Genomic DNA, 14165 nt, shown 5'->3' with positions numbered 1-14165 from the left:
ACCCAACACCATGAAAGCACTTGAGAAATCCAAACCCGAAGAGGGTCTGTGGATGGTCCAGGCCCCGGTGCCCGAGATCGGCCCGGAAGAGGTTCTGATCCGCGTCAACAAGACCGGAATTTGCGGCACAGATATCCATATTTGGAACTGGGATGAGTGGGCCGCCGCGACGGTGCCGATCCCGATGATCACCGGGCACGAATTCGCCGGAGAGATCGTCGAACTCGGGCGCAATGTGACCGGGCTTGAGATTGGTCAGCGTTGTTCCGGTGAAGGTCACCTGATCACCACCGACAGCCGTCAAAGCCGCGCGGGCAAGTTCCATCTGGACCCCGGCACGCGCGGGATCGGCGTGAACGAACAGGGGGCTTTTGCGCAGTACCTGAAACTGCCCGCCTTCAACGTCGTGCCCTTGCCCGATGATGTGCCGGATGAGATCGGCGCCATCCTCGACCCGCTGGGCAACGCCGTGCACACCGCGCTCAGCTTCGATCTGCTGGGCGAGGATGTTCTGATCACCGGCGCGGGCCCCATCGGCATCATGGCTGCCGCCGTCGCACGTCATGCAGGCGCGCGGCATGTGGTGATCACCGATATCAACCCCGATCGCCTGAAACTGGCCGAACACGTTGTACCCACCGTGCGCACCGTCGATGTCTCCAAAGAAGAACTGCAGGACGTCATCACCGAACTGGGCATGAAAGAAGGCTTCGATGTGGGCCTGGAAATGTCGGGTTCACAAATCGCGCTGGACCAGATGGTCGAGGCGTTGGTGATGGGCGGCAAGATCGCCCTGCTGGGCATTCCGCCGGGGAAATCTCCGGTCGACTGGTCACGCATTGTGTTCAAGGCGATCACAATCAAAGGCGTCTATGGGCGCGAGATGTTCGAGACCTGGTACAAGATGATCGCCATGTTGCAGAACGGTCTGGATGTCAGCCGGGTCATCACGCACCAGATGAAGGTCGACGATTTTGCCGAAGGCTTTGCCGCGATGAAATCGGGTCAGTCCGGCAAGGTGGTGCTGGACTGGACCTGACGCTCTGGCACCGCGCGGGTTTTGACCCTAAACAGGGAAGAACCCGGGCGTTTGGAGGAGCATATGGGCGACAAGGACAGGTATCTGGAACGCGGGATCGAGGATTCTCTGGTCACCGATTTCGCGCAGACCCATCGCAAGAGCTATGGCGATTTTCTACAGCTCAAGACTCTGCTGAACCTGCAAAAGACCTTTCAGGACCCCGCCCAACCCGATGAGATGCTGTTCATCATCATCCATCAGGTCAGCGAGCTATGGCTGAAACTGATGCACCACCAACTGGTCGAGACACGCCACTTCCTGCAACAGGACGCGTTCGGCCCGGCGATGAAGAACCTTGACCGGGTGAAGGCGATCCAGCGGCAGTTGATCGCGGCATGGGAAACCCTGCTGACCATGACACCCGCAGATTACATGACCTTCCGGCAGGCGCTGGGGAATTCGTCGGGGTTCCAAAGCTATGGCTATCGCCAGATCGAGTTCATTCTGGGCAACAAGGATCCCTCGACCCTGAAGGTGCATGAGCACGACGCGGACGTCATGGAGATGCTGAACGCCGCCCTGACCAAACCGTCTTTGTATGACGAGGTGCTGTTCATGCTGGCGCGCCAGGGGTTTGACGTGCCGCAGGACCTGCTGGAACGGGACTTTGCACAACCCTATTCCGGCGACAGCCGTGTGGTGAAAATCTGGGCGCAGGTTTATCGTGACACGGACAGGTATTGGGACCTCTATGCACTGGCTGAAAAGCTGATGGACGTGGAATCCCTGTTCCAGCGCTGGCGCTTCGATCACGTCACCGCGGTCGAGCGGGTGATCGGCAACCAACCCGGCACTGGCGGCTCCAGCGGCGTGGCCTTTCTGCGCAAGGCCTTGGATTTGCGCTTTTTCCATGATCTCTACGATATGCGCACCGAACTGATGTATACCGAGCAGGAGTAGGCGATGCTGTACCGGGGTTTCACTCAGGACGAACTGGATCAGGAGTATTCGCCCCGGTCGATGATCGGCGGCGACCTGACCCCCTATATCGACAGCTACGCCGCGCTCAGCGCACAGTACCGGGCGCAGATGAAGGTGAAAGAGAACCTAGCCTATGGCGATAGCCCAACGCAGGTGCTGGACTTCTTTCCCGCAAAAGGCGCTGGCGCACCGCTGCATGTGTTTATCCACGGTGGCTATTGGCAGGCCCTCAGCCAGAGCGAATCGGCGATGATGGCCCCGGCGCTGGTCGCGGCCGAGCAGTCCTTTGCCACTCTGAACTACACGCTCGCCCCGGATGCGCGCATCGGCGACATGATCGAGGAATGCCGCAACGCCCTGCTCTGGCTGGCGGCAAACGCGTTCAATCTGGGTTTCGATCCCTCCCGCGTCACCCTGTCCGGCCATAGTGCCGGCGCACATCTGGTCAGTATGGTCATGGCGGGTTCGGCCGATGCGCTGGCCCGTGCCGGAGTGCGGGTACGCGATGTGATCCTGATCAGCGGCGTCTACGATCTGGAACCGATCAGCCTGACGCCCATCAACGATCCGCTGCAACTGACCCCGGTCGAGGTGAACGACCTCTCTCCCATCCGTCACCTGCCCCGGCCCGGCCCGCGCTATCACGTGACCGTGGCGGACCGAGATACGCCCGAATTCATCCGCCAGAGCCGGGATTATGCCGAATTGCTGCGCAAGGGCGGGCATTCGGTCAGTTTCGATCTGAAAAAGGGGATGCAGCATTTCGACATCATCATGCATCCGGGGACATTTCTGCCCGTGTATCGATAGTTGGGGGTATTGGGCGTTGGACAGATTTGGCCTTTGCCTCACGAAGCAACGTAATCATTTTCAAGTTGAACGTTTTGGTGAGATAAGGAATGCCTGCGTTGAGCGCAAAGCGGCGCCTGTTCAAAGGTCAATCAAGTGTGTTTTTGTAGATAACACAGCCCTTTGCAACTAGGTGGAGGGTATCCTCACAGCTAACTGGGATTTCGTTTCCCTCAATCGGGTTTCCGTCGACCAGAACAATCCGCGCATACTCTTGGTCCAATCACACACCTATTGGACCGCTGGAGTGCGGACTAAACCCACCGGGCACAGCAGTGGGTTCGCCGTCTTCTTAGACCGCTCGTATGAGCGTCTCTGCAGAAGTTGCTATTGTCGTTACTTTAGCTTCCGTTTCCTGGTCTGTCCGCAGTGTTATCCGGGTTAGGATTGGAAACCGGGTCTGCTCCGACATTTTCTGCTTGGTTATTCCATGATTTTCCGGGCACGCAATCGTCGTCGTTACCCCAGCCATTATCACACTTAGTTTTTACCCTTCCGCTTGCCGCTGACTTAGCGACAACTTCAGATGCTGAAAGTGCTACAGTTGATGCAGCGCCCACCGCGGCTGAGTACTTCATAAGTGCGGCCAATACTTCTCTACGCTCAACGGCGTCATCAGACTCTGTCTTGTGATGGATATTCATATTATACCCCCAGATAACCGATAGATTGTGATTTTAGTCGAATATAATAATAGCTCGATTTTAAACGACCTAGGCGAAATGTCAAATTTGCAAGCGCGCTTTTCCGGCTTCTTAACCGCATCTCCAGAAGATTTCCGCCACAGCAGTTTCAGGCAGCTGGGTCCGCTCAGCCGGTGTTAAATCAAATTCAACCCGTGTTCATGTCAGGATTGCATGACGCGACGTGTTGCTGAGATGCCAAAACTCGCGGACAAGAACAAAGGAATTTAACAGCCGACAAAAAAAGCGGCCCGAGGGGGCCGCTGTTTTCTTTTTCTATTCCGTACCGGATCAATCCAGCGTTCGGGTGACCTCTTCGCGCTCGAAGATTTCGATCACGTCGCCTGCGCGGATATCGTCGTAGTTTTCAAACGCCATACCGCATTCCTGACCCGACTGAACCTCGGCCACTTCGTCCTTGAAGCGCTTCAGCGTCTTCAGCGTGCCTTCGTGGATCACCACGTTGTCGCGCAGCAGGCGGACGCCTGCGGAACGACGCGCCACGCCTTCGGTGACCAGACAGCCAGCAACCTTGCCAACACCAGTGACCTTGAAGACTTCGCGGATCTCGGCGTAACCGATGAACTTCTCGCGAATCTCGGCGCTCAGCAGGCCAGAGGCGGCGGCTTTCACGTCATCCACGAGGTCATAGATCACCGAGTAATAGCGGATCTCGACACCCTTCTGGTTCGCCGTGTTCCGCGCCGATGCGTTGGCACGCACGTTGAAGCCAAAGATCGGCGCGCCTGAGGCTTCTGCCAGACCGACATCCGTCTCGGTGATCGCACCCACGCCCGAATGCAGCACGCGCACGCGCACTTCTTCGTTGCCGATCTTTTCCATCGCCTGAACGATGGCCTCGGCCGAACCCTGCACGTCCGCTTTCATCAGAATCGGCAGCTCGGTGACGTTTTCGTCCTCCTTGGCCTTCTGCATCAGCTGCTCAAGGGTCGTTGCGGCACCAGCAGCGGCGCGTTTGTCCTTGGCGGCCTGTTCGCGGTATTCGGCGATCTCACGGGCCTGCGCTTCGGTTTCGGTGACGTTCAGAACATCGCCGGCCTCGGGCGTGCCATTCAGACCCAGAACCTCAACCGGAACCGAGGGGCCAGCTTCCTTGACGCGCTCACCCTTGTCGTTGATCAGCGCACGGACCTTACCGTACTGCTCACCCACAACGAAGATGTCGCCCTGATGCAGCGTGCCGTTCTGAACCAGAACGGTGGCCACGGGGCCGCGGCCCACGTCCAGCTGCGCCTCGATCACGGCACCCTGGGCGGCGCGGTCGGGGTTGGCTTTCAGTTCCAGAATCTCGGCCTGCAGTGCGATGGCTTCCAGCAGCTCATCGAGACCCTGACCGGTGATGGCGGACACTTCGACGTCCTGAACCTCACCCGACATTTTCTCGACAATCACTTCGTGCTGCAGCAGATCGGTGCGGACCTTGTCCGGGTTGGCATCCGGCTTGTCGACCTTGTTGATCGCCACGATCATCGGCACTCCGGCCGCTTTCGCGTGGTTGATCGCCTCAATCGTCTGCGGCATCACCGCGTCGTCGGCAGCAACAACCAGAACCACGATATCCGTGACCTGAGCCCCGCGCGAGCGCATCGACGTAAACGCCGCGTGGCCCGGCGTATCCAGGAAGGTCAGCGTGGTGCCGCCATCGGTTTTCACCTGATAGGCGCCGATATGCTGGGTGATGCCACCGGCTTCGCCCGCCACAACGCGTGCGTCGCGGATTGCGTCCAGCAACGAGGTCTTACCGTGGTCAACGTGACCCATGATGGTGATGACCGGCGGACGCGGCTGCAGATCGTCTTCGCTGTCTTCGACCTCTTTGATGACGTCTTCGACGTCCGAATCAGAGACGCGGGTGACCTTGTGGCCAAACTCTTCGATGATCAGCTCGGCGGTGTCGGCGTCGATGGTCTGGTTCTGTGTGACCATCATGCCCATCTGCATCAGCGATTTGACAACGTCCGCCACGCGCTCAGCCATACGGTTGGCCAGTTCCGAGACCATGATCGCCTCGGGCAGCTGAACGTCGCGGATCACCTTTTCCCGCTCGACCGGGCCGCCCATGGCTTTCTGACGCGCACGCTCTTGCTTGCGCTTCATCGACGCCATCGAGCGTTGGCGGTTGCCTTCGCCACCGGTGGCCTGACCCAGTGTCAGCTTGCCGGACCGGCGGTTGTCGTCACGACCCTTGCCACGGCCACGCTGTTCACGCTCGCGATCCTGCTTGCGCGGAGCCGCAGCGGGGGCCGGTTTGCTGGCCGGGCTGCGGGCAGCTTTGGGTTCTTCGGGGGCCGGGGCGGCTGCGGCGCGTTTGGCAGCGTCTTCTGCCTCTTTGCGCTTGCGCTCTTCCTCTTCGGCCTTGGCCTTTGCACGTTCTTCCGCCTCACGCTGTTCGCGTTCCTTGGCTTCCTGCTCAGCACGGCGGCGGGCGCGTTCTTCTTCACGCGCCTTTTCGGCGGCCTCACGGGCGGCGGCCTCTTCGGCCTCGCGCGCTTTGGCGGCCTGCAATGCCTTCATCCGGCGGGCCATTTCCGCGTCGGAAATCCCGGCAGGGCGGCGCGACGGATCACCCGAGGGCGTTGCTCCGCCACCCGGTTTGCCGGCGCCCGGCTTGGGAACCACCACGCGCTTGCGTTTGGTTTCCACCACGACATTCTTGGTACGTCCGTGGCTGAAACTCTGTTTCACATTTCCGGGGCGTGCCCCGCCACGAAGACCCAATGTCTTTTTGCCGTCATTATCGCTCATAAAGCTTCTTACCCTTCCGCGCGGCCCCTGCCGCCGTCATCCGTTTCGCGCAAGCCACGCAGGCGCTGCGCTTCCTCTACAACACGTTTGGCGAGTCCACCAGAGGCCAAGGCCGCATGAATCACCGTTTGGCGACCAAATGCCTGTCCCAACTCGTCCGCCGTGAGCCATCCGATGTATTTTCCGAAGTGCGGCGTGCTGAGTTTCGACTTGCCGCGCCCCGATCCATCGATGGCCTGAATCAGCACCTGGGCCTCTTCCCGGTCCAGCCACGTCTTGACTTTTTCGTACCCGGCGACCGCGTCACCGGACTTGCGCGCAAGGCTCAGCAACTCGATCACCCGACGCGCAACCTGCTTTTCGACTTCGTCCACTAGGTCCTGCGGCACGCTTACTTGCGCCTTGAACCCGCGGGCGAACAGTTTCTTGCCCACGGCCTTATCCAGTGCGGCGCGATCCGCCGCCACATAGACCCCGCGTCCCGGCAGTTTCGCCGCGACATCCGGAAAGACCTGACCGTCCGGCCCCATCACAAAGCGGATCAAGCCATATTTAGGCTGAATCTCGCCCGTGGCGATGCACTTGCGCTCAGGTCCTTCGGACCGATCCTTATGGACGCCACCGCGACCCATGTGCGCCACCCGAGGCCCTGAGATCAGGCCTCGGCCTCCTCTTCAGCAACTTCGCTGTCTTCTTCGGCCTGCTCCAGCTCGGCCGGATCGACCCAGCCCAGCATGATGCGCGCGGTCATGACCAGATCCTGCGCCTCTTCCAGCGTCACGCCGAAAGGCTCAAGCACACCATCATCCTTGATACGCTCACCGTCGACCGTGGTCCAGCCACCGGCCAGTTCCCAGTCGGCGCAAGTGGCAAAGTCTTCCAGCGTTTTCACGTCGTCCTTTGCCAGAGCTTCTACCATCTGGGGTGTCAGGCCTTCGAATTCAATAAGGCTGTCCTCGGCACCCAGTGCACGGGCGCTGTCCAGCGCCGCTTTGGCCTGTGCTTCCAGGAATTCGCGAGCGCGGGTCTGCAGTTCTTGCGCGGTGCCTTCGTCAACGCCGTCGATCACCAGCAGTTCGTCGATTTCCACGTAAGCGACTTCTTCAAGGTTGGTGAAGCCTTCGGAAACCAGCAGCTGCGCGAAGAATTCGTCCAAATCCAGGCTGTCCATGAACAGTTTGGTGCGGGCTTCGAATTCCTTCTGACGGCGCGCCGATTCTTCGGCCTCTGTCATGATATCAATGTCCAGACCGGTCAGTTGACTGGCCAGACGCACGTTCTGACCGCGGCGGCCGATGGCGAGGCTCAGCTGCTCTTCGGGAACCACCACTTCGATCTTGCCGGCTTCTTCGTCCAGAACCACCTTGGAAACCTCGGCAGGCTGCAGCGCGTTCACAAGGAAGGTCGGCTGATCTTCGTTCCACGGGATGATGTCGATTTTCTCGCCCTGCAACTCGTTCACAACCGCCTGCACACGGCTGCCGCGCATACCGACGCAGGCACCGACGGGATCAATCGAACCGTCATACGAGATCACGGCGATCTTGGCGCGCGAGCCGGGGTCACGGGCCACGGCCTTGACCTCAATGATGCCGTCATAGATTTCCGGCACTTCCATCTTGAACAACTCGGCCATGAACTCCGGCGCAGTGCGCGACAGGAAGATCTGGTGGCCACGCACCTCGCGGCGAACCTCTTTGATGTACGCACGCACGCGGTCATTCGGGCGATAGCTTTCGCGACCGATCTTGTCATTGCGGCGCAGGACGGCCTCGGCACCGCCCAGATCGACGATGACATTGCCGAATTCCTCGCGCTTGACCGCACCGTTGATAATGGTGCCCGCGCGATCTTTGAACTCTTCGTACTGACGGTCACGCTCAGCTTCGCGCACCTTCTGCAGGATCACCTGCTTGGCGGACTGAGCAGCGATACGCCCCATTTCCACCGGCGGCACTTCTTCAACGAAGACGTCACCAACCTCGGGCGCTTCCATGTACTGCTTGGCCTGCTCGACGGTCATCTCGGCCTGATAGTTCTCAAGCTCTTCATCCTCAACCACGGTGCGGACGCGGGTAAAGGTCGCCTTGCCGGTCTTGCGGTCGATGCTGACGCGGATGTCCATCTCGGCGCCGTAACGGCTCTTGGCGGCGCGGGCGAGCGATTCTTCCATCGCTTCGACAACCAGACCGGGGTCGATCATCTTTTCGCGGGCCACGGCCTCGGCGGTCTGCAGCAGCTCCAGCTGGTTGGCTGAGGTGATTGCCATCAGTTCGTCTCCTCTTCGGACCCTTCGGTCTCAATCTCGTCGAAAGCGTTTTCGTTCAGGGCACCGGCGTCTTTGCGCTGGCGCAGCATTTCCTTGATCAGGTCATCGGTCAGGACCAGCTTGGCATCGCTCAGCCAGTCGAATTGCAGGCCGATGGTGATCGTCTCATCCCCCTCTGGGATGTTGATCAGAACCTCTTCCCCTTCGATCCCGGCCAGTTCGCCCTTAAAACGGCGGCGGCCGTCGATCAGCTCGGCGGTCTCGATCTTGGCCTCATAGCCCTCAAACGCCTCAAAGTCTTTGAGGCGGGTCAAAGGCCGGTCGATGCCAGGGCTGGACACCTCAAGCGTATAGGCGTCCAAAATCGGGTCTTCGACATCCAGCGTGGCGCTGACCGCGTTGGAAATCTCGGCGCAGTCATCCACTTCGATGCCGCCATCGGGCTTGTCGGCCATGATCTGCATCGTGGTGGTCTTACCGCTCATCAGGCGGATGCGGACCAGCTCATACCCCAGATCCTCGATCACGGGGGTGATGATCTCGGCCAGTCGCCGGTCGATCGCTGCTTTGGCTATCAGGTCGTTTGTCATCAGGTTCTCTACCCTTTGTCCGGGCACAAAAAAACGGGCGCGCGGCCCGTCGAATTTTCCGGTGGAGCCTTGGACCAGAAGTCCAACGCGCCGCTGTTGAAACTGCATATACGCAGGGTTTGTCGAAACTGCAACCCCCGACGGGATTCGTGAACGGATTTACGCCCGCCACCACCGTTCGGCAATGCGCCCGTCGTCCAGCATAGCCCTGCCGATTTGACGCGGCATACCGACATGCGCAGCCACGGCCAGCGCCATATCCGATTCGCCGGGATGGTAACGCAGACCGCGCCGACCCTTCAGATCATCGCTTTCGGGAAAGGCCACCACATCCACATAGCCATCCCGCAACGCCTCGGCGCGGACACGCGGGTCAGGGATCACGATGATCTCTATCGCATCGACCCAGCCCGCCTGACCGGTCTTGTAGTGATCCGGAACACGCCGCCCCAGAAAATGCCGGTCATCTTCCGCGCGCTCTACCTTGTAACAACCGGTACCATTTGCAGCGTTCAGAGGCGTCACACCCTGCCCATCGCGCGTGATGACAAAGCGGCCGTCGGCCAGCAGGAAAGGCAAGCCCGGATTGGCCTCGGCCAGTTCCAGCCGCACCGAGTCGGGCGTCAGCGCCTCGGCCTCTCCGACCTCGCGCAGTACCGAGACCACATCGGCCACATCCAAGGCCGCGCCATCGTGGAAGGTTACGTCAGCGCGCAGATCAAAGGTCCAGACCCGCGCGTCGGATTCGGTCTGCCAGCCGGCCGCCAGCTCACCCCGCAGGGTGCCATCGGGCGCAATCTCGGTCAGGGTGTCGAGCACGGACCCGCGGGCCACCTGTTCAAGGCTGTCATCGCGCGGAACCGCAAGGCGCAGCGTACCACCGGCCTTCGGCGTGGCCGCCAACGAGGCCCCGGTGGCCGCCAGCAACGCAGCAGCGGCACCCGAGGCAAACAGAGCACGGCGGTCAATCCGGGTCATGCCACCTCCTCGGCCACACGGTCCATGATCCGAACCAGCTCGGCGCTGATACCGGGTTCGGACAAGGCGTGACCTGCATTACGCACCATCTTCAAGTCCGCATTGGGCCAGCGTTCGGCCAGTTTCCAAGCGGCCTGCGGTGGGCAGATCATGTCATAGCGCCCCTGCACGATATGGCCGGGGATATGGGCGATCTTCTCGATCTGATCCAGAATTTGCCCGTCTTTCTCAAGGAAAGCGCCATTGATGAAATAGTGATTCTCAAGCCGCGCAAAGGCGCGCGCATATTCGCCGGGGCTTTCCCCCGTCATTCCATTGGTGTGGATCGACGCCAGAGCGTTTTCCCATGCCGACCACGCCCGCGCATACAGAATCTCGGTCGCACGATCCCCCGAGAACAGGCGCTTGTTGTAGGCCCCGATGGTGTCGGACAGCTCCGCTTCGGTCAGCAGGGCGGTGAATTTCGCCCATGGCTCGGGCCAGAACTTGCCTGCACCGCCGCCATAGAACCAATCCAGCTCGGCCTGGGTGGCCAGAAACACGCCGCGCAGCACCAGACGGTTGACCCGGTCGGGATGAGTTTGCGCATAGATCAGCGCCAGCGTCGCCCCCCAGCTGCCGCCGAACACCGTCCAGTCGTCGATATCCAGTAAGGTCCGCAGCCGTTCGATATCAGCGACAAGGTGCCACGTCGTGTTGTCCGCCACCGACGCATGCGGCCGCGACCGGCCACAGCCGCGTTGGTCAAACAGAATCACCCGAAAGACGGCAGGATCGAAATACCGCCGCATCGCCGGACTGCAGCCGCCGCCCGGCCCGCCATGCAGCACAACCACCGGCTTGCCGTTGGGATTGCCGCATTGTTCCATATAGATACGGTGCCCATCGCCCACATCGACCATGCGCTGATCGAAGGGATCGATCGGCGGGTACAGATATTGAACTGCGCGCTTTTGGTCCGGGTACTTGTCCATTATGGCCCTATATAGTCCTTAAACGTAAAAGAGCATACGGAGACAGGAATGCAAGCGCATCCGAACACGGTGGACCCTTCCGAGATCGCAAAATTCGAAGCGATGGCGGCCGAGTGGTGGGACCCTCATGGGAAATTCAAGCCCCTGCACATGCTGAATCCGTGCCGTCTGGATTATATCACACAACAGATTGCGGGCGAATTTGACCGCGATCTGAAGGTCCCGCGCCCGTTCGAAGGCCTGCGCTTGCTGGATATCGGCTGCGGTGGCGGCCTGCTGAGCGAACCAATGGCCCGCCTTGGCGCCACGGTGGTCGGCGCCGATGCCGCCGAAGGCAACCTGCCCGTCGCCCGCATCCATGCCGAGCAATCGGGGCTTGAGATCGACTATCGCCACACTACCGCCGAAGACATGGCCGCCGCGGGCGAGCAATTCGACGTGGTGCTGAACATGGAGGTGGTCGAACACGTCTCCGACCCGGCGGGATTTTTGACCGCGTCGCAGCACTTGCTGAGACCGGGCGGCCTGCTGATCTGCTCGACCATCAACCGCAACCCGAAATCCTATGCAATGGCCATCTTCGGGGCCGAGGTCGTCATGCGCTGGCTGCCGCGCGGCACGCATGAATGGAACAAGTTCATCACGCCGGATGAGTTGTTCGACCTATTGCGTCAGGCCGGGCTGGACCCGGTGGACCGCAAGGGGTTCGTGTTCAACCCGATCCTGTGGAGCTGGTCGATCTCGGACCGGGACTTAAGCGTGAATTATGTAACGGCGAGTGTGAAGCTGGGGTAGGATGGGTTTTCAACCCATCTTACCTGTGGTTTCCGGGATTTGATGATGGGTTAGAAACCCATCCTACGCCACCTCAAATCGACAGCCCCATTACATCGGTTACATTCCAAGCCATGCATGCGGATGGCGTTGAATTTTCGTGTTCGCAGAAATCAATACTCTCGAATTGCGCGGGTTCGATGTCGGGCAGTTCTACCTCGAATTCGGTTTCGCCTAAAGGATCTATCCAGATTGACGTTTCAGCGGAATACTCTTGTTCTACACCCTTGTCGTCGAAAACACTGACGGAAATCTGCACCCAAGTCGTCACATGATCATAGGTCTTGTTTTCAAGAACGCCGCCCCAGCGGACGCTCCCCCTTTTTACACTCGGCCCCGCACGACCTGTCGCGTATTCGCCCCGATAAAGACGCCGCTGGAAAGCGCTGATGCAAGTTGCTCTGACAGCCTCCGCCGAAAGAAGCTCACTATGTGAATAGGACATACAAGATTCTACACCCTTCAGTGTACCTTGGTTCGTTGCCTCGTTAACTACTCATTGCAGTGGTTCGAAGCCGACAATGAAAGCCACAACAAGGCACACTAACCCACCGATCAAATAGTTCTTCACTTTGACTTGTTCCCATCAGTTTTCAATTAGATTGTCGGGTTGTAGATGAGCAGCCTGACTTCCTCAACCTAGAGTCGTCGATGCAGCGCCTCTACTCCCCTTCCAACTGCAACCGCAAATCCCGCAGCACGGGCAGCGTGCTGCGGACGCGCTCCAGCCCCAGCTCTCCGACCACGCGGTTGATCAGCGGCGCGATCGAGGAAATCGCCTGATCGCGCGCCCGGCGACCGGCGGGGCTGATCGCGACCATCTTGCGGCGGGCGTCGTCCCAGTCGGGGCGGATGTGGATGTATCCGGCCCATTCCAGCTTGGCCAAGGTGTTGGTCATCGCCCCGCGCGTGACGTGGAAGGTGCTGGCCAGCTGCGCAGGCGTCCGCTCATCGCCGACAAAAACCAGATGGTTCAGCACCGAGAAATGCGAGATTTCCATGCCCTTGGGCAGCACGCGGCTGAGCCGGTTCCGCAACAGCTGGTCGGCGGTCAGGATCTCGCTGAACAGCGTGACCGCAAGGGCATTGTGTTCGTCAGTCATGTCTCGGTTCTGGGTCAGGGCCCGTCGAAAGGCCGCACGTGAGTCAGTGAAGGCACGCGGCGACGCGCCTCTGCCACAGAACTATCATCCAAATCGAAAATGTGAATGCCCGGATCGATGCCTGCGTCGATGACGACCTCGCCCCACGGGGCCACAACCATGCTGTGACCGTAAGTATTGCGCGTCTTGCCGCGGGTTTTCGGATGGGTCCCGGTCTGCGCCGGGGCCAGCACCCAACAGCCGTTTTCAATCGCCCGGGCGCGCAGCAGCGATTGCCAATGGGCCGCGCCGGTCACCGGCGAAAATGCCGCCGGAACGGTCAGGATACGCGCCCCGGCCTGTGCCAGAGCGGCATAGAGATGCGGGAACCGGAGGTCATAACAGATGGTCATGCCGACCGGTCCGAAATCGGTCTGCGCCAGCACCGCGCGATCACCGGGGCGGTAATTCTTGGATTCGCGGAAGGTCTCGGCGTCCGAGACCTGCACATCGAACATGTGGATCTTGTCATACCGCGCCACGATCTGCCCCTGCGGGTCGATCAGGAAGGATCGGTTGGCAAAGCGCCCATCGGCATCATGGGTTTTGATCCCCAATGAGCCGATCAGCAGCCAGACGCCCAGCGCAGCGGCCTGATCCCGCAGGCCCGCCAGCGTCTGGTCATCTTCTTCGTGCTGCAACACCTCGCGCTGCCGTGTCGTGCTGGTGGACACGCAGTTCGTCACCTCGGGCGTCAGGATGAACCGCGCGCCCTGCCCGGCGGCCTCGGCCATCATGGCGCGCACGGTTGCCAGGTTTTCGGCCGGATCATCCGACGAGCAAAGTTGCAGCAGCGCGGTTTTCATCAGGCCGCCAGAAGGCGATCCAGCTTGCCCTGACGCTCCAGCTCATAGAGGTCGTCGCAGCCGCCCACGTGTTCGGTGCCGATAAAAATCTGCGGCACGGTGCGTTTGCCACCCGCGCGCTGGATCATCTCGGGCTTGCGTTTGGGGTGCAACAGCACGTCGATCTCTTTGAATTCGACGCCTTTCTGTTTCAGCAACCGCTTGGCCGCGTGGCAATAACCGCATAGCGGCGAGGTGTAGAGTTCAACCGGCTTCATATTTCGTCCCTTAAG

The 14165-nt window shown here is 60.2% G+C and carries 15 protein-coding genes; 4 read left to right on the top strand and 11 right to left on the bottom strand.

Annotated elements, in window-relative coordinates; translation table 11 throughout:
* Positions 1–10 precede the first annotated feature (10 nt).
* From tdh to ACR0DO_RS14355, 3 genes are all read left to right on the top strand, one after another.
* Positions 11–1039 carry an L-threonine 3-dehydrogenase gene (tdh, locus tag ACR0DO_RS14365; RefSeq protein WP_480559771.1) on the top strand — a complete coding sequence of 343 codons (1029 nt, stop codon included), beginning with the start codon at positions 11–13 and terminating at the stop codon, positions 1037–1039.
* Positions 1040–1102: 63 nt separating this feature from the next.
* Complete coding sequence (locus ACR0DO_RS14360; protein ID WP_480559675.1) at positions 1103–1981, top strand: tryptophan 2,3-dioxygenase; 879 nt, start codon at positions 1103–1105, stop codon at positions 1979–1981.
* A 3-nt stretch (positions 1982–1984) separates the two neighbouring features.
* Positions 1985–2812, top strand: a complete 828-nt coding sequence (locus ACR0DO_RS14355) for an alpha/beta hydrolase (protein WP_170674340.1) — start codon at positions 1985–1987, stop codon at positions 2810–2812.
* 380 nt (positions 2813–3192) lie between these two features.
* Here ACR0DO_RS14355 and ACR0DO_RS14350 read toward each other — a convergent pair whose 3' ends face one another.
* The 7 genes from ACR0DO_RS14350 to pip form a co-directional block, all read right to left on the bottom strand.
* A complete protein-coding gene (locus ACR0DO_RS14350; protein WP_170447323.1) occupies positions 3193–3495 on the bottom strand; it encodes a hypothetical protein in 303 nt (100 codons plus the stop codon).
* 330 nt (positions 3496–3825) lie between these two features.
* The gene (gene infB, locus ACR0DO_RS14345) at positions 3826–6300 is read right to left on the bottom strand and encodes a translation initiation factor IF-2 (protein WP_170447325.1); all 2475 of its coding nucleotides are present in this window, start codon (positions 6298–6300) and stop codon (positions 3826–3828) included.
* An 8-nt stretch (positions 6301–6308) separates the two neighbouring features.
* The gene (locus tag ACR0DO_RS14340) at positions 6309–6932 is read right to left on the bottom strand and encodes an RNA-binding protein (RefSeq protein WP_170447328.1); all 624 of its coding nucleotides are present in this window, start codon (positions 6930–6932) and stop codon (positions 6309–6311) included.
* A gap of 23 nt (positions 6933–6955) precedes the next feature.
* Positions 6956–8569, bottom strand: a complete 1614-nt coding sequence (gene nusA, locus ACR0DO_RS14335) for a transcription termination factor NusA (RefSeq protein ID WP_480559672.1) — start codon at positions 8567–8569, stop codon at positions 6956–6958.
* The gene (gene rimP / locus ACR0DO_RS14330) at positions 8569–9159 is read right to left on the bottom strand and encodes a ribosome maturation factor RimP (protein WP_170447332.1); all 591 of its coding nucleotides are present in this window, start codon (positions 9157–9159) and stop codon (positions 8569–8571) included. The genes nusA and rimP overlap by 1 nt, the downstream gene beginning before the upstream one ends.
* Before the next feature lie 159 nt (positions 9160–9318).
* Positions 9319–10137, bottom strand: coding sequence for an ABC transporter substrate-binding protein (locus tag ACR0DO_RS14325; RefSeq protein ID WP_480559670.1), 819 nt, complete (start codon positions 10135–10137; stop codon positions 9319–9321).
* The gene (gene pip, locus ACR0DO_RS14320) at positions 10134–11111 is read right to left on the bottom strand and encodes a prolyl aminopeptidase (RefSeq protein WP_480559668.1); all 978 of its coding nucleotides are present in this window, start codon (positions 11109–11111) and stop codon (positions 10134–10136) included. Before pip ends, ACR0DO_RS14325 begins: the two co-directional genes overlap by 4 nt.
* A 48-nt stretch (positions 11112–11159) precedes the next feature.
* Here pip and ubiG point away from each other — a divergent pair, with 48 nt between their 5' ends.
* Positions 11160–11906 carry a bifunctional 2-polyprenyl-6-hydroxyphenol methylase/3-demethylubiquinol 3-O-methyltransferase UbiG gene (ubiG, locus tag ACR0DO_RS14315; protein WP_480559666.1) on the top strand — a complete coding sequence of 249 codons (747 nt, stop codon included), beginning with the start codon at positions 11160–11162 and terminating at the stop codon, positions 11904–11906.
* Positions 11907–11979: 73 nt separating this feature from the next.
* Here ubiG and ACR0DO_RS14310 read toward each other — a convergent pair whose 3' ends face one another.
* From ACR0DO_RS14310 to grxC, 4 genes are all read right to left on the bottom strand, one after another.
* Positions 11980–12390 (bottom strand): hypothetical protein, encoded by a 411-nt coding sequence (locus tag ACR0DO_RS14310; protein WP_480559664.1) that lies wholly within the window; start codon positions 12388–12390, stop codon positions 11980–11982.
* Between the two features lie 217 nt (positions 12391–12607).
* The gene (locus tag ACR0DO_RS14305) at positions 12608–13048 is read right to left on the bottom strand and encodes a MarR family winged helix-turn-helix transcriptional regulator (protein ID WP_170327795.1); all 441 of its coding nucleotides are present in this window, start codon (positions 13046–13048) and stop codon (positions 12608–12610) included.
* Between the two features lie 14 nt (positions 13049–13062).
* A complete protein-coding gene (locus ACR0DO_RS14300) occupies positions 13063–13893 on the bottom strand; it encodes a carbon-nitrogen hydrolase family protein (protein ID WP_480559662.1) in 831 nt (276 codons plus the stop codon).
* Positions 13893–14150, bottom strand: coding sequence for a glutaredoxin 3 (gene grxC / locus ACR0DO_RS14295; RefSeq protein ID WP_170327797.1), 258 nt, complete (start codon positions 14148–14150; stop codon positions 13893–13895). The genes ACR0DO_RS14300 and grxC overlap by 1 nt, the downstream gene beginning before the upstream one ends.
* Positions 14151–14165 lie beyond the last annotated feature (15 nt).

Source organism: Ruegeria sp. AM9, from assembly GCF_056540565.1.
This window is presented reverse-complemented; position numbering and strand designations above follow the sequence as displayed.

Bases quoted from the DNA above. Each gene is read 5' to 3' on its own strand.
- pip (WP_480559668.1), bottom strand. From the start codon at position 11,111: ATGGACAAGTACCCGGACCAAAAGCGCGCAGTTCAATATCTGTACCCG.
- infB (WP_170447325.1), bottom strand. From the start codon at position 6,300: ATGAGCGATAATGACGGCAAAAAGACATTGGGTCTTCGTGGCGGGGCA.
- ACR0DO_RS14350 (WP_170447323.1), bottom strand. From the start codon at position 3,495: ATGAATATCCATCACAAGACAGAGTCTGATGACGCCGTTGAGCGTAGA.
- ACR0DO_RS14355 (WP_170674340.1), top strand. From the start codon at position 1,985: ATGCTGTACCGGGGTTTCACTCAGGACGAACTGGATCAGGAGTATTCG.
- ACR0DO_RS14305 (WP_170327795.1), bottom strand. From the start codon at position 13,048: ATGACTGACGAACACAATGCCCTTGCGGTCACGCTGTTCAGCGAGATC.
- ACR0DO_RS14325 (WP_480559670.1), bottom strand. From the start codon at position 10,137: ATGACCCGGATTGACCGCCGTGCTCTGTTTGCCTCGGGTGCCGCTGCT.
- tdh (WP_480559771.1), top strand. From the start codon at position 11: ATGAAAGCACTTGAGAAATCCAAACCCGAAGAGGGTCTGTGGATGGTC.
- nusA (WP_480559672.1), bottom strand. From the start codon at position 8,569: ATGGCAATCACCTCAGCCAACCAGCTGGAGCTGCTGCAGACCGCCGAG.
- ACR0DO_RS14360 (WP_480559675.1), top strand. From the start codon at position 1,103: ATGGGCGACAAGGACAGGTATCTGGAACGCGGGATCGAGGATTCTCTG.
- ACR0DO_RS14340 (WP_170447328.1), bottom strand. From the start codon at position 6,932: ATGGGTCGCGGTGGCGTCCATAAGGATCGGTCCGAAGGACCTGAGCGC.
- rimP (WP_170447332.1), bottom strand. From the start codon at position 9,159: ATGACAAACGACCTGATAGCCAAAGCAGCGATCGACCGGCGACTGGCC.
- ACR0DO_RS14300 (WP_480559662.1), bottom strand. From the start codon at position 13,893: ATGAAAACCGCGCTGCTGCAACTTTGCTCGTCGGATGATCCGGCCGAA.
- grxC (WP_170327797.1), bottom strand. From the start codon at position 14,150: ATGAAGCCGGTTGAACTCTACACCTCGCCGCTATGCGGTTATTGCCAC.
- ACR0DO_RS14310 (WP_480559664.1), bottom strand. From the start codon at position 12,390: ATGTCCTATTCACATAGTGAGCTTCTTTCGGCGGAGGCTGTCAGAGCA.
- ubiG (WP_480559666.1), top strand. From the start codon at position 11,160: ATGCAAGCGCATCCGAACACGGTGGACCCTTCCGAGATCGCAAAATTC.